Origin of the sequence: Mesorhizobium terrae (assembly GCF_008727715.1) — a bacterium.
Classification (GTDB): Bacteria; Pseudomonadota; Alphaproteobacteria; order Rhizobiales; family Rhizobiaceae; genus Mesorhizobium; species Mesorhizobium terrae.
In genome coordinates, this window is record NZ_CP044217.1 from 40,757 (window position 1) to 61,772 (window position 21,016).

General features: G+C 62.2%; 16 protein-coding genes and 1 pseudogene. 13 read left to right on the top strand and 4 right to left on the bottom strand.

The genetic code is table 11. The features are described 5' to 3' along the window. The first annotated feature begins 86 nt into the window (after positions 1–86). From FZF13_RS00230 to FZF13_RS00240, 3 genes are all read left to right on the top strand, one after another. Complete coding sequence (locus FZF13_RS00230; protein WP_065996973.1) at positions 87–1,874, top strand: ATP-dependent nuclease; 1,788 nt, start codon at positions 87–89, stop codon at positions 1,872–1,874. After that, on the top strand, positions 1,867–3,648 hold the full coding sequence (locus FZF13_RS00235) for an ATP-dependent helicase (protein ID WP_065996786.1): 1,782 nt from the start codon (positions 1,867–1,869) through the stop codon (positions 3,646–3,648). Before FZF13_RS00230 ends, FZF13_RS00235 begins: the two co-directional genes overlap by 8 nt. Positions 3,649–3,907: 259 nt before the next feature. After that, entirely contained in the window at positions 3,908–4,747 is an 840-nt protein-coding gene (locus tag FZF13_RS00240) for a DUF3800 domain-containing protein (protein ID WP_065996785.1), read from the top strand. A gap of 115 nt (positions 4,748–4,862) precedes the next feature. Here FZF13_RS00240 and arr read toward each other — a convergent pair. Further along, positions 4,863–5,254: pseudogene (gene arr, locus FZF13_RS00245) on the bottom strand (NAD(+)--rifampin ADP-ribosyltransferase). Positions 5,255–5,339: 85 nt separating this feature from the next. Beyond that, positions 5,340–6,116: a phosphodiester glycosidase family protein gene (locus FZF13_RS00250; protein ID WP_065996971.1), complete on the bottom strand. Its 777-nt coding sequence runs from the start codon at positions 6,114–6,116 to the stop codon at positions 5,340–5,342. A gap of 220 nt (positions 6,117–6,336) precedes the next feature. Between FZF13_RS00250 and FZF13_RS00255 the strand changes: the two genes are divergently transcribed. Together FZF13_RS00255 and FZF13_RS00260 are read left to right on the top strand one after the other, a co-directional pair. Then, entirely contained in the window at positions 6,337–7,167 is an 831-nt protein-coding gene (locus tag FZF13_RS00255; RefSeq protein ID WP_245317419.1) for a thermonuclease family protein, read from the top strand. Positions 7,168–7,648: 481 nt separating this feature from the next. Then, positions 7,649–8,230, top strand: a complete 582-nt coding sequence (locus tag FZF13_RS00260; protein ID WP_245317417.1) for a transposase — start codon at positions 7,649–7,651, stop codon at positions 8,228–8,230. Between the two features lie 74 nt (positions 8,231–8,304). Here FZF13_RS00260 and dinB read toward each other — a convergent pair whose 3' ends face one another. Further along, entirely contained in the window at positions 8,305–9,441 is a 1,137-nt protein-coding gene (dinB, locus tag FZF13_RS00265) for a DNA polymerase IV (protein WP_083237625.1), read from the bottom strand. 212 nt (positions 9,442–9,653) lie between these two features. Here dinB and FZF13_RS00270 point away from each other — a divergent pair, with 212 nt between their 5' ends. Further along, positions 9,654–11,744 carry an ATP-dependent helicase gene (locus FZF13_RS00270; RefSeq protein ID WP_065996965.1) on the top strand — a complete coding sequence of 697 codons (2,091 nt, stop codon included), beginning with the start codon at positions 9,654–9,656 and terminating at the stop codon, positions 11,742–11,744. Positions 11,745–11,765: 21 nt separating this feature from the next. Here the strand turns inward: FZF13_RS00270 and FZF13_RS00275 are convergent, their stop codons facing one another. Further along, on the bottom strand, positions 11,766–12,137 hold the full coding sequence (locus tag FZF13_RS00275) for a hypothetical protein (protein ID WP_065996783.1): 372 nt from the start codon (positions 12,135–12,137) through the stop codon (positions 11,766–11,768). Between the two features lie 204 nt (positions 12,138–12,341). Between FZF13_RS00275 and FZF13_RS00280 the strand changes: the two genes are divergently transcribed. The 7 genes from FZF13_RS00280 (at position 12,342) to FZF13_RS00310 (ending at position 20,755) form a co-directional block, all read left to right on the top strand. Then, positions 12,342–13,109, top strand: a complete 768-nt coding sequence (locus FZF13_RS00280; protein ID WP_065996782.1) for an ImuA family protein — start codon at positions 12,342–12,344, stop codon at positions 13,107–13,109. After that, on the top strand, positions 13,024–14,547 hold the full coding sequence (locus FZF13_RS00285) for a DUF6504 family protein (protein ID WP_065996781.1): 1,524 nt from the start codon (positions 13,024–13,026) through the stop codon (positions 14,545–14,547). Before FZF13_RS00280 ends, FZF13_RS00285 begins: the two co-directional genes overlap by 86 nt. Further along, complete coding sequence (locus tag FZF13_RS00290) at positions 14,544–17,816, top strand: error-prone DNA polymerase (protein WP_065996780.1); 3,273 nt, start codon at positions 14,544–14,546, stop codon at positions 17,814–17,816. Before FZF13_RS00285 ends, FZF13_RS00290 begins: the two co-directional genes overlap by 4 nt. A 290-nt stretch (positions 17,817–18,106) precedes the next feature. Continuing rightward, positions 18,107–18,640 carry a HEPN domain-containing protein gene (locus FZF13_RS00295; protein WP_065996779.1) on the top strand — a complete coding sequence of 178 codons (534 nt, stop codon included), beginning with the start codon at positions 18,107–18,109 and terminating at the stop codon, positions 18,638–18,640. Further along, positions 18,640–19,251, top strand: a complete 612-nt coding sequence (locus FZF13_RS00300; RefSeq protein WP_065996778.1) for a hypothetical protein — start codon at positions 18,640–18,642, stop codon at positions 19,249–19,251. Before FZF13_RS00295 ends, FZF13_RS00300 begins: the two co-directional genes overlap by 1 nt. Continuing rightward, a complete protein-coding gene (locus tag FZF13_RS00305) occupies positions 19,238–20,029 on the top strand; it encodes a hypothetical protein (protein WP_065996777.1) in 792 nt (263 codons plus the stop codon). The genes FZF13_RS00300 and FZF13_RS00305 overlap by 14 nt, the downstream gene beginning before the upstream one ends. Positions 20,030–20,545: 516 nt before the next feature. Next, positions 20,546–20,755: a cold-shock protein gene (locus FZF13_RS00310; RefSeq protein WP_065996776.1), complete on the top strand. Its 210-nt coding sequence runs from the start codon at positions 20,546–20,548 to the stop codon at positions 20,753–20,755. The last annotated feature ends 261 nt before the right edge of the window (positions 20,756–21,016 follow it).

Consider the following 21,016-nt stretch of genomic DNA (forward strand, 5'->3'; position numbering starts at 1 on the left):
GTGTTCTTTCAGCGGGCACTTGATCGCCTAAAATCACCGGCTATTGAAGATCAGGGCAAAGAAAAACTTGGGCTTTGGGGATGGAAATGCAGCTAACCAAGCTGAGCATCAGGAATTTCAGGAACTTTCAGTCGATCGACGTCACGCTGGCCGGCAATGTCGTGCTGCTCGGCGAGAACCGGGTTGGCAAGAGCAATCTCCTCTTCGCTATCCAGCTCATCCTCGATCCGACCCTGCCCGATTCGGTACGACAGCTGAAGCTCACCGATTTCTGGGATGGCGGGCCGGCCGACCATAGCGCGGCGATCGAGGTGCATCTGGAAATTTCCGATTTCGCTTCCGACATGGCCTTGACGGCGCTCCTGACCGATTTTCGGGCACCGCATGATCCAAACATCGCACAGCTTAGCTATGTCTTCCGCAAGAAGTCGGACGTTGCCGGCCCGCCCCAATCGGGCGCTGATTGCGAATTCCTGGTCTTCGGTGGTGGCGACGAAACGCGTTCGCTGCCGAGCAAGGTGCGGCGCCGTATTGCGATCGATCTGCTCGACGCCTTGCGGGACGCCGAAGGTCAGCTCGGCAGCTGGCGGGCCTCCCCGCTGCGCCATCTTCTCGAAGAAGCCGTCTCGGGCGTCAGCCGTCCGGATCTCGATGCTGTAGCGGCCGAACTCGACAAGGCGAGCAAGGCCCTCGAAGCTTTTCCGACCATCAAGACACTTGAAGATGAACTGCGCGCCGGAATCGCCCACCTGTCCGGAAAGGCGCACGACATCGACGCCCGTTTGCGATTTGCGCCCGCCGACCCGCTGCGTCTCTTCCGGGCGATTGCGATGTTCATCGACGGCGGCAAACGTGGCATCGCAGAGGCCAGCCTCGGATCGGCGAACGTTGCGCTACTGGCGCTGAAGCTCGCCGAATTCGCGTGGCGCCGCAAGAAAAACGAGCGCAATTTCTCGCTCCTCTGCATCGAGGAACCGGAGGCGCATCTTCACCCGCACCTCCAGCGATCGGTTTTTTCCAAGCTGCTTGGCAAGGCCGAAGCTTCCCAGGCCGTGATCGTCACAAGCCATTCGCCAACCGTGGCTGCGGTCGCGCCGTTGCGATCGATCGTTCAGCTGAAGAGGAGAGGGGGCGCGACGCAGGCGTTCTCATTGGCGCATCTTCCGGTGACGCCTGACGAGCTCGACGATCTGGAAAACTATCTTGATGCGACGCGTGCCGAACTGTTGTTCGCGCGCGGCGCCATCTTCGTCGAAGGCGATGCGGAGGAAGCGCTCATGCCCGTCTTCGCCACGTCGCTCGGTCACCCGCTCGACGATCTCGGTATCACCGTCTGCAACGTGGCCGGCACGAACTTCCGTCCTTACGTCAAGCTCGCCGAGGCGCTGGCGCTGCCCTATTGCGTCATCACCGACTGGGATCCGCTCGACGGGAGCAAGCCACCTCTGGGCAAGAAGCGTACCTTTGACCTGTGGCAGGACATGCTCACCGTTCGTGGCAAGCCCCTTCTCACCGCGGCTGAGCTGGCGAAATGGGAAGCAGCAGATTATGCGGCGTTCAGCGCCGATGCGGCCAAGTCGGGGATATTCCTCAACGAGCAGACATTCGAAGTTTCCGTCGCCAATACGCCTACCTTATTGAGCCCGCTTCTCGATATTCTGAGCGAGCAGGATTTCGGTTCTGTCAGGACTAGGCGCATTGCTGCCTGGCGTGCGGGTACGCCGGTCGTTCCTGAGCAGCTGCTGGCCATGGTCGCGAGCGTCGGCAAGGGACGCTTGGGCGCTCGGTTGGCGAAGAAATCGGCTGGGCTCAAGCCCCCAACCTACATTGAGAGCGCCATCAACAACGTCGTCGGCTTGGTTGCTCATGCTTAGCGACCGGGCCCTACTTCAAGCCTTGGCTGAACTCAAGGGCAACCCGGAGCAGGCGGCCGCGGTCGTGGAGAAGGGTCATTGCGTGGTGCTCGCCGGCCCGGGAAGCGGCAAGACCAAGACGCTGACGACGGCGATGGCGCGCGCGCTGATCGAGGATATTCCTGATCCGCGCGGGGTCGCCTGCATTACCTACAACAACGACTGCGCGATTGAACTGGAAACCAGGCTCGCGCGCTTGGGGATCACCCCGGGCGACCGCGCCTTCATCGGCACCGTGCACAGTTTCGCGCTGAGCCAGGTTATCGGTCCCTACGCGCGTTGCGTGCCCATTGGGCTTCCGCCAGACTTCAAGGTCGCAAGCAAATCTCAGATGAAAGCTGCGGTCGAAACGGCCTACCAGAACTCGATCGGCAGTTACGGCAACCCGCACGACCGATGGAAGTTCGCTTCGGAAAAGCGCCTTCGCGATGTCGACCGCACGCGGCCCGAATGGCGGGGACACAATCCGGAGCTGGCGGATTTCATCGAAGCCTACGAGGTTGAGCTGCGCCGGCAAGGCTTGATCGACTTCGACGACATGCCCCTGATCGCCTATCGCATGATCAAGGCGAATGGCTGGATCCGCAACGCGCTTTGCGCTCGCTTTCCTGTGTTGTTTGTCGACGAATACCAGGATCTCGGTCACGCGCTGCATGAGCTCGTCCTGCTGCTCTGCTTCGGAGGAGGGATACGGCTCTTCGCGGTCGGCGACACCGACCAATCGATCTATGCCTTCGCCGGCGCCAATCCCGAACTGCTGGAAAGCCTGACACGCCGGCCCGATGTGCGGATTATCAGGCTTCGCTTCAATTACCGGTCGGGCGCGAAGATCATTCGGGCTTCGCTCGGCGCGCTTGGTGAGGAACGCGACTATCGCGGCATCGACGGCGCGCCCGACGGCGATCTGAGCTTCTGGCCGGTTCCCTATGGACACGACAACCAGGCTGACACGATTGCCGGCACAATCATTCCCAAGCTTGTGGAACAAGGATTCGAGCTTGGAACAATCGCGGTTCTTTATCGGGCCGCCTGGCTCGGCGACAAGGTGGCGGCCGCCCTGAAAGAGGCGGGGATCCCTTTTGTCCGGACCGACACGAATGCGCTGGTCAAGAGAAGCTCCCGGCTGGCGCGCTTCGTCGAGGAATGCGCTCGCTGGATCACCGGCGGCTGGCGCAATGCCGAACCGCCATACGCGCGGATGCTCTCGCAAGCGCTGACGCTGGTCTACGGGCGCCACGCCAGCGAACGCGAAGAGCAGGAGCTGTCCGCGCAACTCATGGGGTTCCTCAACGCCTCGCTCGCAACCGTCGAGACGACCCACGTCTGGCTCCAGCGCTTTTCTCGTGAACTTGTTACGCCGTGGCGCAAGATTGCGCGCAACTCCGAACAGGAATGGGACGTCTGTGCGGAAATGATCGCCAATACCGATCCGGCCCGAGACCTCGATCTTCCCTTGGCGCACTTCGCCGGGCGGGTCGAGGGATCGGGTCGCGTCAACCTTAGCACCCTGCATAGTGCCAAAGGCAGGGAGTTCGACGCAGTCATCATGTACGGCGTAAACGCTTCCGACTTTCCGAGCGCGCGTGATCAACAGACTCCCGCGAGCCTTCGTGAGGCCAGGCGCTTGTTCTATGTTGGGGTGACGCGTCCGAAAAAACACCTCAGCCTGGTTTTTCAGGAGCACCACCACTCACCATGGGTCTTCGAGCTGTACCAGCGAAGTCAGCAGAACTGACCTTCCTTTAACGAGCACGAACGTCTTGTCGTCGTTCTCGTCAATGTGGTGTTCGAACCGATATCCTACGTGATTTTACTGGCGCTGCTGCCTTCAGCACACAACTCGTGAGTTCGTCTCGAATAGCGCGGATCTATCGGCACTCGCAGGACGAATAACTTACCGCGCGTGGGGGATCGCTTAGGCAGGCGGCCCGCCTTAGGCTATACAAAGGTGCCGCCTATCTGTGCATTCCGATTCTCACCAGCGAATATCCAAAATGGCCGCAGCCGAAATCCACCTCTACATCGATGACACTGGTAGCCGCGACCCGGACAGGGAGCCACCGGTGAGGCGTCGTGACGAGATGGATTGCTTCGCGTTCGGTGGAATCCTCATCAGTGAGGAAGATATCGACGAGCTTTTCGCGAGCCACAAGGCGTTCTGCGACAGCCACAATATCAGCTATCCGCTGCATTCCTGGGCAATCCGGGGCGGGCGAGGAGATTTCGGGTGGTTGAAACACCCCGAAGCCGCATTCGCATTTCTCTCCGATCTCGAGCAGTTCCTGGTGAACTTGCCGATCGTCGGCATTGCCGCCGTCATCGACCGGCCCGGCTATGTCGCCCGGTACAAGGAAAAATTCCAGGACAGGCTCTGGTTGATGAGCAAGACGGCCTACAGCATCCTGATCGAGCGCGCGGCCAAGTTCGCGCGAAGCCGTGGCCGTAAGCTGCGCGTATTCTTCGAGCGCGCCGGCAAGGTCGAGGACAACGAACTGATCGGCTTTGCCCGCTCGCTGAAAAGGGACGGGATGCCATTCGACGAGAACAACTCCGCTGCCTACCAGTCCCTGACCGGCGCCGAGTTCAGGGAGATTGTCATGGGCGAGCCGCGCGGCCGGACCAAGGCCACGCCAATGATTCAGATCGCCGATCTTGTTCTCTATCCCATGGCGAAGGGCGGGTACGAACCAACTTATCGGCCTTACGTGGCCCTGATGGAGAACAAGCGGCTGATCGACGCCTTGCTCGAACCCGGCCAGCGCGCGAGCTTGGGGATCAAGTATAGCTGCTTCGAGCGTATAAATGACAAAGGCCCGGACGAACCGAGCCTTTGAAAAAGTGTCGGCTGGCGCCGAGCGCCAACCCCGGAGCGTTGCTCACGACGGTATTATGGTGTGGATTGGGTCGGTTTTCAAGGCTGGCCGTTGAGCTACTTGCTTCGCGTTCACGCTAGTCGATGATGACGGCGCGCCCCTCGGCCTTCAGGCGGGCAAGGCCATCTCGCGTAGCCGCTCCGGCGGGTGCCCTTGCCAGTTCGTCACCTCGGCGATGACGCGCAGAGGGTCAAGGGAGCGATAGGGCAGCGTCGGGTTGCCGGGGAATTTGTTGTCCGTCAGGTTGGGATCGTCCTCGACCGGCCCGGTTGGTTCCACGACATAAATCCGTCCTCGCCCACTGCCGGTAGCCAGCTCGGCGCCTCAGATCGCAGCATCCAGCGTGGCGGCGAAATAGACCCACGACAGCGACTTACCTTCGAGGAAATTGGACTGGCAGCCGACGACGATCAGACCTCCGGGTTTCAGATCGGCCGTGGTTCCATGGAAGAAGGATTGGGAAAACACGCCGCACTCGCTGACATAAACTCGCGCTTCCTTCCTCAGTTTCGTGAATTGCTCCGCCGGGCGGACGGTGTAGCTCCCACCGCCTTTATTCCAGGAGGCCGATGACGGGTCCGAATCCGCCGTGCCATGAGATGTCACTGCGGCCCAGGTTGGGATCGTAGAGCCCCACGCCGTTCCCGCCATCCAGGAACAGCGCATTGGGACAATTGAGGTGGTCGCGGAACAGGCGCGCGAAATCATGGAAATTGACAGCATCCTCGCTTATCGCGAAACGGACTGATCCGTCTTTGCAGACTCCGACGCCGCTTCGGTGGGTCCGATCCGTCGATCCGGCAATGAAGATGGGGTTCAGCTTGTTTTCGATGACGAGCATCGGGCCAGACTGGGTGGCGAACCGCGCCTTCAGTCGACGCTTCAGATAGTCGGCCGTCGGCAGGATGCCGGCACCGTCGTCATTCAGAAAGAACACCCCGTTCGGCTCCTTGAAGAAGTTGGGCACCTTTCCAGGAGGGCCATCCATCGTCTTCGTGCTGGCGGGTCGCAGTTCCTTGCCGTTTTCGACGTAGAGTCCGATCGGCGAGAAGTCGGTCCGATACATGCCGGCGTTCATGGCGAATAGCAGCATGCGGCCCTCGTCGGCGACCGCCTTGGCGATGGCCGGGAAGCGGCGATAGGGCTCGCCATGGGCGTCTTTCCAAAACAGCCGAAGGTCATCATGCCCCGGTGTCGCGGTGCAGATAATGAATTTTGCGTCTTCGAACGTTTGCTCCTCGCACGGACGTGCGGGACCAGGTTGCGCGGCTGCGAGGGATGCAGCGAGGAGAAGCGGGATAAGAGCCAGATTCCTTGAACGCAAAATCATCATCAAGAAGACCCGAGGCCAACGGCACAGACTGAAGGTGGCATGATCTCCGCCAGAAATGATCGGCGAATCCTTCGATGGCAACGGGTTTACCCTCAACTGTGTGGATATCATGCTCCTGACCCATGGTTTGACGGTCATTTGAATCGACGCGGAAAGGGCATGTTCAGCTATTTCTACTAGGTTACCCGTCGGGGGAATCAGGGGTATCGATCGGCCGATGGGCAACGTCGTCAGTTTCCAACGGCAGAAGCCAGACAGGGCAGGGGGCATTCCCACGATCCTCGCGGCCATGGGCGTCGCCAGCGCGGCTGGGTATTTCGGTCCGGGCCTGGTTGAGAAATTGCAGCCTCCTACCAGCATGCACCTTGTGGCCTCGAGCAGCATGGATACCATCGCCGGCCGGGCGTCGGTGATCGACGGTGACACCATCGAAATCCACGGCGAGCGGATCAGGTTCAATGGGATAGATGCCCCGGAATCGGCGCAGCTCTGCACGGACGCCGGCGGCCGGACATATCGCTGCGGCGCCAGATCGGCGGAGGCCCTTGCCGAATGGCTGGCGTCGTCGTCGCCAACGGCCTGCAAATTCGTCGAGCGCGACCAGTACGGCCGTTTCGTTGGCGACTGCACCCGGGCGGATGGTGCAAGCGTTCAGCGATGGCTCGTGCGCAACGGGCACGCAATGGACTGGCCGCGCTACTCGAACGGCATGTTTTCCAGGGAGCAATCCACCGCCAAAGCGGACAAAATCGGTATCTGGCAGGGACCTTTCCAGCCGCCATGGGAGTGGCGTGCCACGCAGCGCGAACGGTCCGACAGCTCGTCGACCATTTCTCTCGTGCCGTCGGCCGCGTCTTCTGCCGCCGCATCCGAGCAGTCGGGCGCGTGCAGCATCAAGGGCAACATCACTCGGAAGGGGGAGCGCATCTACCACGTCCCCGGCCAGAAATATTACACGCAGACGCGAATCTCGCCCGGCAAAGGCGAGCGATGGTTCTGTTCCGAACAGGAAGCCAGAGCAGCGGGCTGGCGCCGATCTCAGCAGTAAAGAAGCCAGGGGCCCCTTCGGCAAGCTGCGCATAACGTCCGGGCTAGAAGCACAACGCCCGCCGCGGGAGGAGGTGCGGCGGGCGTCATATAGATGGTCGACGATCGGGAGGAGGTGAAAGTCGACCGTATCCGTCAGTCTCTGGGAGGAGGTAGATCCCGACGAAATCGATAGATGTAAATCTAGCCGGTCGAAGCCGTCGCTCCAGCGCTGATTTCGCATGGCAGCGATGCGCATTGTGCATTGCAACATAGTCCGCTGACGCTCCTTTGGTTGAGATCTGGGGACGGGCCCGGCTCGGCTCTGGCGGCAAGACGCACATTGGGCCTATACGCAGACCGCGCAAATCGTATCGATTCAGGAAGAAGTCATGAGACGACAAACGCGTCCCTTCATTGTGGAGATGAAGCACAGGCGCGCTCCAACGAAGAAGCAATCGATCTAGGGCAATCTGAGTATTGCTGCGGTCGATACTGAAACAATGCGCGGTCTAGAAGGGGATACCCCGACTTCCGCGCCCCTGATTGACTCCAGCGCTGCGCCGATTGATGTTGCGGGCAACGATGACCAGGAAGTGGAGCACACTATGCCCGATCTGCCGGAAGCTGAAACCGTCGAGGCCGTTACTGAGGCTCCTGCAGCGGTAGAGGCCCCGGAACCGAAGAAAAAGGCTCCACGGCCAAAAAAGGCGAAGGCGACCTCCAAACCGCGGGTTACAAAGGAAGCCACAAAGCCTGCACTCAAGGCGGCGGAGGCTCCGCCTGCTCCGGCCCGCGCCAAGCGCAAGACCTATTCCGAGAAAGAGCGCGCACAAAAAGTTGGACAGATCAAGAAGGCGATCGGCAGCGGCGACAGCGTGAAAGTCGCCGTGGGCAAGGCGGAAATATCGGAACAGACGTATTATCAGTGGCTCAGGGCTTCACAGCCCGCGACGAAGGGTGGCGACTTCGATCTGGAGCGTTTGGCCGCCCTTGAGAAAGAAAACAAAGACTTGATGAAGCAGCTGGAAGAGCGGCTCCTTAAGCAGAATGCCGAACTGAAGCGTAAGCTTGGGATCAAATAGCCGGGCTGCTCCAGATCAAATTTTGAGAGCTTTGGATAGCCGGGTTACCTGCGTCGCCCGTCTCGCCTAGAGCGTTAATCTGCAAATAGCAGAAGCTGCCGATCGTCGTCGCTGCCGTTCCCATCAAGCGACGACAGCGTCACACCGATCAATCTGATGCCTTTTTCGGTGGGGAAGAGCGGCGCCATCAGGGCGGCCGCCACTCCCTCCAGGTCGATGACGCTCGCGATGAGACCACTCGCAGTCCGGCTGCGTGTGATCTGGTGGAAATCAGCGTACTTGACCTTCAGCGTCACCGTCCGGCCGCGAATCCCCTTGGCTTCGCAATAGCCCCAGACCTTTGAGGCAAGCGTCGAGAGTTCGGTTCGCGCCGTCCCAATGTCGAATATGTCGGTCGGGAACGTGTCTTCCGCCCCGACCGACTTGCGCGGCCGGTTCGGTTCGACCGGACGATCATCGATGCCGCGGGCAATCCTGTAGTACCACGTGCCCGACTTCCCAAAATGCTCCTGAAGGAATGACAGCGGCTTGTCACGGAGATCCACGCCGGTCGCGATCCCCAGACGCTCCATCTTGGCCGCCGTCGCCGGACCTACGCCATGGAACTTCTTGACGGGCAGGCTCGCCACGAAGTCCGGCCCCATCTTCGGCGTTATCACGGCCTGGCCGTTGGGCTTATTGAGATCGCTGGCCAGTTTCGCCAGGAACTTGCAGTACGAAATGCCAGCCGATGCGTTGAGGCCGGTCACTTCCTTGATGCGCGCGCGAATGATGGTAGCGATCTCCGTCGCGACGGCGATGTTCTGCTTGTTGATCGTAACGTCGAGATACGCCTCGTCCAGCGATAGCGGCTCGATCAAATCGGTATGCTCGGCAAAGATCTCGCGGATCTGCGCCGACACCGCCCGGTAGACGTCGAACCTCGGCTTGACGAAGATCAGTTCCGGACAGAGGCGCTTCGCGGTTGCTGAGGGCAGTGCCGATCGCACTCCGAAGGCGCGTGCCTCATAGCTTGCGGCCGCAACGACGCCGCGGGCGGCCGAGCCACCGACCGCGACCGGCTTTCCGCGCAGCTCCGGATTGTCCCGCTGTTCGACCGACGCGTAGAAGGCGTCCATGTCCACGTGCAAGACGCGGCGATGCAGGGGAGACGGGCCGTCCTGTCCCAGGGCTCCGCTGACGCCGATGCGGTGGTCCGTGTCTTCTATCATGGCGTCTTCATCGTCGCTGCATTGACCTTCTCGAGAAGATGGGCGGGAGCCGGTGGTATTCCAAATCACCGGCCCCGCCGGGGCTGGGGAATATTATTGCAGCTGTCCCCTACCGCAAATGTCAGGAGGCTTTCCCTTGGGCGGGACATCGCGGCAGGATGACCGGGCCGATCCTTGTTGCGAACGAAACGGAAACACGATTCATTCGCGCAATGAACCTCGCTGTCCTTGATTCGACCGTGGCCGCCGCGGCGCCAGACGACTACCTTGCCGGCCTCAACACCGAGCAACGATCGGCGGTGGTCCACGGCGAAGGCTCGGCCGCGGAGCCCCTGCTGATTATCGCAGGAGCCGGGTCGGGCAAGACCAATACCTTGGCGCACAGGGTCGCGCACCTGATCGTGAACGGTGCCGATCCTCGACGAATCCTTCTCATGACTTTTTCGCGCCGGGCCGCGGCGGAGATGACGCGCCGTGTCGAGCGCATCGCAGCCATGGTGCTCGGCGACAAGGCGTCGATCATGACCGAGGGACTCACCTGGGCAGGCACGTTCCATGCGATCGGAGCCCGGCTGCTGCGCGATCATGCGCTCGAAATCGGTCTCGACCCGGCCTTTACGATCCACGACCGGGAAGATTCGGCCGACCTGATGAACCTGGTACGGCACGAACTCGGCCTGTCCAAGACCGAGAGCAGATTTCCCGCCAAAGGCACCTGCCTTGCGATCTACTCGCGGGCGGTCAACGCGCAGGCCGAACTGGAAGCCGTGCTCGCCAAATCCTTCCCTTGGTGCATAGGCTGGGCCGAGGAGCTGAAAACCCTGTTCGGCGCCTATGTCGAAGCCAAGCAGGCGCAGAACGTCCTCGACTACGATGACCTTCTGTTGTGGTGGGCGCAGATGTGCGCGGAGCCGGCAATCGTGGAACAGCTCCGCTCGCGCTTCGACCACATCCTTGTCGACGAATACCAGGACACCAACCGGCTGCAGGCGACCATCCTGACGGCGCTCAAGCCTGACGGCCGGGGGCTGACTGTCGTCGGCGACGACGCGCAGTCGATCTATTCCTTCCGCGCCGCCGAGGTTCGCAATATCCTGGATTTTCCAGGGCTGTTTCCGGAGCCTGCCCGTATCGTCACGCTTGACCGCAACTACCGGTCCACGAACACCGTGCTGGACGCGGCGAACGCGGTCATCGGCGAGGCGGCCGACCGCTTCATCAAGAACCTCTGGACCGAGCGGCGTTCCGCGGAAAAGCCGTTGCTGGTGACCGTGCGCGACGACGCGGAACAGGCGAACTATGTGTGCGACAAGGTGCTGGAGGAGCGGGAGAGCGGGACGAGGCTCCGGGCGCAGGCGGTTCTCTTCCGCGCCTCGCATCATTCCGGCCCTCTGGAAGTCGAGCTGACGCGCCGCAACATCCCGTTCGTCAAATTCGGCGGGTTGAAATTTCTCGATTCCGCGCATGTGAAAGACGTGCTGGCGCTTCTGCGCTTCGCGGAAAACCCGCGTGATCGCGTGGCCGGCTTTCGCGTGCTTCAGCTCTTGCCCGGCATCGGCCCATCCGCCGCGGGTGCTGCGATCGAGGCGATGGAGCGCGCGCTCGATCCGGTCCTCGGGCTTCAGTTCTTCAAGGTGCCGGCAAGGGCGGACGAGGATTGGCCCCCCTTCGTCGACCTGTTCTCGGCGCTGCGCACACGGTCGACCTGGCCGGCGGATCTCGAACGTGTGCGGCTGTGGTACGAGCCGCACCTCGAGCGTGTCCACGAGGACGCCGCCGCGCGCCGCGCAGACCTTCTCCAACTCGAACAGATTGCGGCCGGCTATCCCTCGCGCGAGCGCTTTTTGACCGACCTGACGCTGGACCCGCCTGACGCCACGAGCGGAGATGCAGGCCCGCCGCACCTCGACGAGGACTATCTCATCCTGTCCACGATCCATTCTGCCAAGGGCCAGGAGTGGACGAAGGTGTTCCTGCTCAACACCGTCGACGGCTGTATTCCGATCGACCTGGCGGTCGGCGAGCGCGACGATCTCGAAGAGGAACGCCGGCTGCTCTATGTCGCCATGACGCGGGCAAAGGATTCGCTGCATCTGGTCACCCCGCAGCGCTTCTATGTCAGCGGGCAGTCGGCATGGGGAGACCGGCATGTCTACGCATCGCGCACGCGGTTTATTCCAGACCACATCCTCGACCGCTTCGAACAGATTTCCTGGCCGCCGCCATCGGCCGCGCCCGGCAGGGCACCGCAGCCCGAGGTCCGGATAGATCTCAAGACGAAGATGCGCGGGATGTGGCGATAGCGCTGTCCCGGTATTCGGCCGTCATGCGGCCATGCGCCCGGCGTGACAGTCGATCTCGACGCAGCCGGCGGTGCTGCGCGCATTGATCGCCTTGCTGTCGGCGAAACCATGAAGGGCGATCGCCGCCAGATCGTCGCCGGCGCGGATCGGCCGGGACCACCAGCCGTCGCGATATCGCCATCCCGCCCGGATCACAGCTTCAGCGTCCTTGCTGTCGGGACGCAGATTGGCGGCCGCGTGAACGATGCGCGCCTCTGGCGACCTTTTCCTGAGCAGCGCGCGGCCTTCCGCTAGCGCAGCCTGCCGGTCGTCTGCCAGTACGAGCTGATGGAAATAGTGCCGCGATCGCTTCAGCGGCGTGAGATACGCGATCCTGACCTGAAAAGCCGCCATACCCGTTCTCGTTTTCTGTCTCTTATTGAGATTGGAATCGGACGCAAAATTACAAGACCGGACGGTTCCGGCCGTTTCTCTCGACGCGCACGACGCCGCGGTTCCGCTGCGGCATCCATCCCGATCCAACGAGTCCGTTGACTCTTTGTCAGGATGAGAACAAACATAGAACATATCACGGACAGAACAGCTTTCAAGGGATAGATGCGTGCCTCGGCGCCCCATTCTTCAGCGATTGTCGAACTTCGAGAGCGGATTGCCCGCCTCGAAGGACGGTCCAGGCGCGCCAAATCGGTGCTTCCGTTCGGAATTCGCGAAATCGATTCGCGGCTTCCGGGGGGCGGACTGGCACGCGGGGCGCTGCATGAAGTCGCCGGCGGCGGCAACGGCGCGATCGACGGCGCGGCGGCAGCGCTGTTCGCGGCCGGGATCGCCGGGCGCACGACCGGAAAGACCCTCTGGTGCATCGCCAAGCCGGACCTGTTCGCTCCGGCGCTGGCGCATGCCGGCCTTGCGCCGGATCGCGTCGTCTATGTCGAGGCCGGCGACGACAAGGCCATTCTGGCCTGCATGGAGGAAGGCCTTCGCCATGGCGGGCTCGGCGCTGTCGTCGGCGAGGTCGCCCGATTGCCGATGACCGCCTCGCGCCGGCTTCAGCTTGCGGCCGAAGGCACCGGATCGATCGGCATCGCGCTGCGCCGCTGGCGCCGGCACAGCGATGCGTCCGACTTCGGCGCGCCGACCGCCGCCATGACGCGTTGGCGCGTCTCCGTCCTTCCGTCCGAGGTGCTGCCGGTTCCGGGCGTCGGCCGCCACAGATGGCTTGTTGAGTTGATCCACGCCAAGGGCGGCGTGGATAGTGCTGATATCGAGTTGGAGGCTTGCGATGAGACGGGTCGTCTCGCTCTTCCTGCCGGACTGGTCCACGGATCGGCTGCGGCGGATGGCTGGCGACGCGGCGCCTCCGGCTGAGGCGCCGCTCGTGATGATCGGCCGGGACGGCAACAGGCGGGTGGTCACGGCAGCGGACGCCGTCGCCCGAGCGGTCGGGCTGCGCCCCGGCATGCCCGCGACCGAGGCCCAGATCCTGATCCCCGGCCTGATCACAGTGGATGCCGATCCGGTCGCGGATGCCGAGGCGCTGGAACGGCTGGCATTGTGGGTGCTCCAGCGCATCTCGCCGATCGTCGCGGCCGATCCGCCGGATGGCATCGTGATCGACTCGACCGGCGCCGACCATCTCCATGACGGCGAAGCGACCATGATCGAAACCCTGATCGGCCGGCTCGCCATGTCGGGCGTCACCGCACGCGCCGCGGTGGCGGACACCTGGGGCGCGGCCCATGCGCTCGCCCGGTTCGCCGCCGAGCCCTCTATCATCGCGCCGCCGGGACATGGTGCTGTCGTGCTCGATCCCCTGCCGCTCGCGGCTCTGCGCCTGCCGCCTGGAATGGCGGCCGATCTCCGGGTTCTCGGCTTCGAACGCGTGCGTGATCTTCTGGCCCAGCCGCGCGCGCCATTGACGCTGCGCTTCGGCCCCGAGTTCGCGCGCCGGCTCAATCAGGCGCTTGGCGACGTGGCCGAACCGATCGAGCCGATCCGACCGCCCGACCTGATCGAGGTGCGGCGGGCTTTCGCGGAACCCATCGGCGCTGCCGAGACGATCGCCCGTTACATCGGCAAGCTCACCGACCAGCTCTGCGCCGCGCTGGAGGCAAAGGGTCTCGGCGCGCGCCGTCTCGATCTTCTCTGCCATCGCGTCGACGCACGCGTCGAAGCCGTCCGCGTCGGTATGGCGCAGCCGGTGCGCGATGCCCGGCGCCTGTCCCGTCTTCTGTGCGACCAGATTGAGAAGATCGATCCGGGCTTCGGCATCGAGCTCATGGCGCTGGCCGCCACCACAGCCGAGCCGTTGCAACGCCGGCAGATGGCGAGCGACCTCATAGAGATCGCAATACCGGATATCTCCGACCTCGTGGACACGCTGGCCAACCGCGTCGGCGAGCGGGCGATCTACCGGGTGGCCCCTGTCGCCAGCGACGTGCCCGAGCGATCGGTCTGCCGTATCCCGGCGCTGTCGCCCGACACCGGCACGGCCTGGCCAAGCCATTGGCCGCGGCCGGCGCGTCTATTTGCCCATCCGGAGCGCATCGAGGCGATCGCCCTCTTGCCGGATCATCCGCCGGCGAGCTTCACCTGGCGGGGCGTGCGCCGCCGCGTGAAGCGGGCGGACGGTCCCGAGCGCGTCCATGCGGAGTGGTGGAAGCGCGATGCCGAGCTTGCCGCCATCCGCGATTATTTCCGGGTCGAGGACCAGGCCGGCGAACGCTACTGGATTTACCGCGCCGGCAATGGCGAGGACCCTGAGACCGGTTCGCATCTCTGGTTTCTGCATGGGGTGTTCGGATGAGCGAGCCCCGCTACGCCGAGCTTCAGGTCACCACGCATTTCAGCTTCCTGCGTGGCGCGTCCTCCTGCGAGGAGCTGTTCGCGCGCGCAGCCGAACTCGGCATCGAGGCGCTGGCCGTGGTCGACCGCAATTCGCTCGCCGGCATCGTGCGTGCCCATGAAGCCGCGAAGGCGACCGGCGTACGGCTTGTCGTCGGATGCCGGCTCGATCTCGCCGATGCGCCGCCGATCCTCGTCTATCCCACCGATCGCCCGGCCTATTCTCGGCTTTGCCGTCTACTATCACTCGGAAAGCAGCGCGCCGGAAAGGCAAAGTGCGATCTGCGCTGGGCCGATCTCGTCGCCTATGGCGAAGGCCTGATCGCCGTGCTCGTACCCGACATGGCGGACGAGGATTGCGGATTCCATCTGCGCCGGCTGCGCGACGCCTTCGGTGACCGTGCCTACATGGCGCTGACGTTGCGGCGTCGGCCGAACGACCAGCTCCGACTCCACGAATTGTCCAACCTCGCGGCGCACATGCGCGTGGCGACCGTCATCACCAACGACATCCTTTTCCACGAGCCCAGCCAGCGCGTCCTGCAGGACGTGGTGACCTGTATCCACCATGGCGTCACCATCGACGACCTCGGCGAGCGGCGCGAGCGCCATGCCGATCGCTATCTGAAACCGCCGGCCGAGATGCACCGCCTGTTCGCGCGCTATCCCGAAGCGCTCGCCCGCGCGCTGGAGATCGTGCGGCGCTGCGCCTTCTCCATGGACGAGCTACGCTACCAATATCCGGAGGAGCGCGACGATCCCTCGCTCACCCCGCAGCAGACGCTTGAAAAACTGACCTGGGAAGGTGCTGAGCGGCGTTACCCGGAGGGTGTGCCGGACAATGTCGTCGCCTCGCTCAAGCACGAGCTGGCGCTGATCGCCAAGCTCGACTACGCGCCATACTTCCTGACGGTCAATTCCATCGTGCGCTTCGCCCGCTCGCGCGACATTCTCTGCCAGGGGCGCGGCTCGGCCGCCAATTCGGCGGTCTGCTACGTGCTCGGCATCACCAGCATCGACCCCGGACGAAACGATCTCTTGTTCGAGCGGTTCATTTCGGAAGAACGGCGCGAGCCGCCGGACATCGACGTGGATTTCGAGCATGAGCGGCGCGAGATCGTCATGCAGTGGGTGTTCGACACTTACGGCCGCGACCGCGCAGCACTCTGTTCGACCGTCATCCGTTACCGCACCAAGGGGGCGCTACGGGATGTCGGCAAAGCGCTTGGGTTGCCAGAGGATTTGATCTCGACACTCTCCGGCCAGGTCTGGGGCTGGTCGGAAGAGGGCGTGTCGAAAGGCCAGGTCGAGCAGCTCAATCTCAACACGGCCGACCGGCGCTTGCGCCTGACCCTCGACCTTGCCCGGCAGCTCATGGGCGCGCCCCGGCATCTCAGCCAGCATCCGGGCGGCTTCGTCCTCACCCACGACCGGCTGGATGACCTCGTGCCGATCGAGCCGGCGGCGATGGAAAACCGCCAGGTGGTGGAATGGGACAAGGACGATATCGACGCGCTGCGCTTCATGAAGGTCGACATTTTGGCATTGGGGATGTTGACCTGCATGAAGAAGGGCCTCGACCTTCTGGCCGAGCACAAGGGCGCCAATCTCGACCTTGCGACGATCCCGCCGGAGGACCCGCGCACCTACGCGATGATCCGAAAGGCGGACACGCTCGGCACATTCCAGATCGAAAGTCGAGCGCAGATGTCGATGCTGCCGCGCCTCAAACCTCGAACCTACTACGACCTCGTCGTACAGGTCGCGATCGTGCGGCCCGGCCCTATCCAGGGAGACATGGTGCACCCGTATCTGCGCCGCCGCGAAGGGTTGGAACCGGTCCACTATCCCAAGCCGGAACTCGAAAGGGTGTTGGGCAAAACGCTGGGGGTGCCCTTATTCCAGGAGCAGGCCATGCAGGTCGCGATCAGCTGCGCGGGCTTCACGCCCGGAGAAGCGGACATGCTGCGCAAGTCGATGGCCACGTTTAAACACAGCGGCGGCGTCAGCGCCTTCAAGGCCAAGCTTATCGACGGCATGGTCGCCAACGGCTACGAGCGCGATTTCGCGGAAGCCACCTTCCGGCAGTTGGAGGGGTTCGGCAGCTACGGATTTCCGGAAAGCCACGCAGCCTCCTTTGCCTTGATCGCCTACGCTTCCGCCTGGCTCAAATGTTGGCACCCCGACGCATTCGCCGCAGCACTTCTCAACTCCCAGCCGATGGGTTTCTACGCGCCCGCCCAGATCGTCCGCGACGCCCGCGATCACGGCGTCGAGATACGGCCCGTCTGCGCCAACGCCTCCCGATGGGATTGTACGCTCGAACCCCCCGACGACGAAGACCGCTTCGCCGTTCGCCTGGGCTTTCGCATGGTCAAGGGCCTTGCCAATCAGCATGCTGCATCGATCGTCGGCGCGCGCGCCGATCTGCCCTTCGCGTCGGTCGACGATCTCTGGCGCCGCGCCGGCGTACCGCAGGCAGCGCTCGTCCAGCTCGCCGAGGCCGACGCCTTCCGGCCGGCTTTCGGCCTGGCACGGCGCGAAGCGCTCTGGGCCATACGCGGCCTGCGTGACGCCCCGCTGCCACTGTTCGCGGCCGCGACGGCGCGCGAGGAAGCAATCGTGCCGGAGATCGCCGAGCCGGCCGTCTCGCTGCGCCCGATGACGGCCGGTAGCGAGGTGGTGGAGGATTACGGCCATGTCGGGCTGTCGCTTCGATCGCATCCGGTTTCGTTCCTGCGCGAGGACCTGCGCCGCCGTCGCATCGTCTCTTGCGCCGAGGCCATGGACGCCCGTGACGGCCGCTGGCTGGAAGCCGCCGGCATCGTGCTTGTCCGCCAGCGGCCGGGTAGTGCGAAAGGCGTCCTGTTTGTGACGCTCGAGGATGAGACGGGCATCGCCAACCTTGTCGTCTGGCCGAAGGTGTTCGATGCCAATCGCCGCACGCTGCTGTCGGCAGGTATGCTCGGCGTGCGCGGCCGTATCCAGCGCGAGGGTGCCGTCGTGCATCTGGTCGCGCAGAAGATCACCGACCTGTCGGCCGAGCTCGCGAGCGTCGGCAGTCGCGACGCCGCCTTTCCGTTGCCGCATGGTCGCGGCGACGAATTCCATCATGGATCGCCGTCGCCCGATCCGCGCGGCCTGCCGCCAAGATCGTTCCAAAGCCGCAATTTGACGGACGGATACGGCCACATCCGTCAGATAGCCGTGAAGGGCAGGAATTTCAGATGAAACGATAGCGCTGGTATGAGATGGAGCGACCGCTTCCGACCCTCATTGCGGACATTCCACAATCTATAACAGCTTCCAGGAAGCTGCCGCTCGTGGCGCGATCAAATTCCGGCATAATCAGGGGAGGGGCTGCTCCAGCTCGACTTCGTTGGTGAAGTGGCGGCGCTCCTTCTTTTGAATGTATGCGTAGCGGCTTGTCGTTGAACTATGTGTCAAAGGCCTCGGTGAAGACACTCTTGGACAGCACCGTTTAGCTCGATACAACTGAACCGCGCTGGGCGAGGGGGAATATGGTCGATCTAAACCTTACTTACGTCGACGAGCTAATCAACGTTCGCCATGTTTTACACGGTGGTGCTCGCGGCGCCCCCAAGAAGGTCGAGGACGGATCGCGTGAGGGAGCTTCGATAAACCGGAGTTGCGTCGTTATGATGAGCGCTCTGCTGCAGGCTTACGTTCAAGACGTCTTTAAGATATGCGCCATACAGGCGCTACCGACGTTGAACACCGACGCCGTCTGGGCTGCGTACTGGAAGCAGATGAAGGGATGGGGAAACCCTAGTGCCGATAATATCAAGACTCTCTTTCTGAAGATCGGCGTAAGCGACGTATTCGACGGTCTCAGTTGGCGGAACTGCCCCAACACCACCGTTCGCAGTCGACTAAACCAGCTCAACCATGTCCGCAATAGTATAGCCCATGGTGCCACCGTCCTCAGGGTGAACGATGCCGACTACGCGTTGACGCTGGTAAAAATCAAGACCTTCCGGAACTATGCCGAACAGTTCGCCGACAGGTTCGAGCAGCATGCTCTCGGGATCTGATGGATTTTGACGACCTGGTCGAACAAGTTGCCGCTCCCGAAAAGAGAGCCGGCAAGGTCGCCGACGGCATCGAGCACAAGATGCACGAGGGTGCCGTGATGGTGGCCTATGCCATGCACCTCCTGCGCACAACGGAAGCCAAACACGTCCGCATTCATCCTGATGGGGAGCACGGCAAGAGGTTTGATTTCACCGGCTGGTTGGCCCGGCGCGGCTTCGATAAGGCAACGTCTACCGGTACGACGACGTACGGCGGCGAGTATTGGCACAAGAACGGATGGAGGATCACCATCCATCCCAGTTCTGGAAAAGGCGATGTTGTAGCCGAGGTCGGCAACCACATCGTCACGGCCGAGTGCACGGGCGGCATCATAAATACTCGGCACGCCGGCCAGGTGTCTCGGCTTTACAAAGGCCTATGCGAGACTGTTGGTCTACTGATGGCGAGCGAAAGTCCCGGTCGGCAGGTCGCGGTTATCCCCTATACGGAAAGCACTTTAAGACTTGCGACCAGGATGGCACCGCGGTGTGCGCTGGCAGGCATTGAGATCGCGCTGGTCGGCAGCCGTGGCGAGGTCACGGACGTGGTGGCCGCCGATGGCAGGCAATAAGATTCCTGAAAATCTTGGCTTCCTGCACTCTGGCGAGGAAGTCGCGCGAGGTAAGTCCATCGATTTCATCGAGGGACACGAAGACCTTCTGCAGCATGTCGGCATGATCGAGATGATCATGGACCTCCTGCAGTTCTACCGCATGGACTATGCCGAGAAGGATGAGAACCAACTCATCATAAAGCTTCTGGGTGCCCGGATTTTCAATGCCCAGGGAGCTGCCCTCAAGCTCATCCTCGGCGGCTACTATCAGGCCGCCGGTCTCCAAATCCGGGACATCTTGGAGACCGCATTTCTCCTGGATTACTTCAGCACTGATGACGCTTTGATCCAGCGCTGGAAGTTAGTGTCAGAGCAGGAGCGGACGAAAGAGTTTGGCCAAGCCAAAATCCGGCAAGCGCTGGACGATCGTGACGGCTTCACCGAAAAAAAGCGCATGGAGCACTACAAGCTCCTCTCATCGATCGCTGCGCACCCAACATTTGCCGGTTTCACGATGCTCCGACCGACACCTGGAGCTGACGCACACATGGGGCCTTTCTATGTGCCCGAGCTTTTGACGGCGACCATCCAGGAATTGGTCAAAGTGTCTGTGGCAGCGTGGGAGAGCTTCAAATGGTTTTTCAAGCCCGAAACGATCCCGCAGTACCGCGCCACGCTTCGATACCTAGAAACCAGTGTCGAGTGGGTTGAGAAGACCTATGAAAAGAAGATGGATCGCCGCGACATAGAAGCAGTGCGGTCCATTTTGAAAGAACTAGAGCGTCCGGGGAAATAGCTCAGATTTTGAGTGACTCGCGGGGAGCATCGGCTTCGACGCCCACAAGGTAGATTTCAAGAAGCACGTTCATGCTCTCGCGCAGCTACGGGACGGTCTGGGTGGCAAAGCCAATGTTGTCGACGCCGACATTGATGCACTAGCAAAACCCGGGCAAAGCGCAGAAATCGACCGCCCCGACGGCATTGCCACGTCACCCTTCGGGGGAAGTTTTCCAAAAGCCGACTGTCCGCTTCCCAGCTCATGGTGGACGTCGCGGCGCGGGATTCTCTTTGAATGCAGCCGGGAGCGACTACGTTTCGACTGGTTGGTGACCGCTCACGCGTTTATTCTCCTAAACGTCTTGTTTTGAACACCGTTTGCGTCTACGTTCTAAACATCGATCTTGCTTGTCGAACTTTGTTTCTGGCGCGAACCGCGCCGTCGGCGATCTTCTCCTCTCAGCATCGATCTAACCGTTTGTCGCGCATTCCGCCCGGCAGGCAATCCTCTATGCGCGATTGAAAGGAAATCGTCATGAATACTGGAACTGTGAAGTTCTTCAATTCCACCAAGGGCTTCGGCTTCATCGAGCAGGGCAACGGCCAGCCGGACGTCTTCGTCCACATCTCTGCCGTCGAGCGCGCCGGCATGCGCACCATCGTCGAGGGTCAGAAGCTGAGCTTCGACATCGTCAAGGACAACCGGAACGGCAAGAACTCGGCCGAAAACCTCCTGGCGGCGTAAACGGGATTGCGCTTCTGGTCTTTGACCACGGATGTACTGGCACTGATCATCGAGGCGCATAGGAGAGGCCGGGTTCGCCCGGCCTTTTTGTTTTTCATACCCGAGGGAATGACAGCATGAGCGGCACCATCACCGAGCATAACCTTTTCAAGCCCAGGCCCTCCAAAGCCGAAAGCAAGGCCGACATTACGAACCATACGGCGCGAGCTATCATCGGCGCCGAGGCCGAGCGTCGGGAAGCCAAGACGGCGAGGTTGCGAG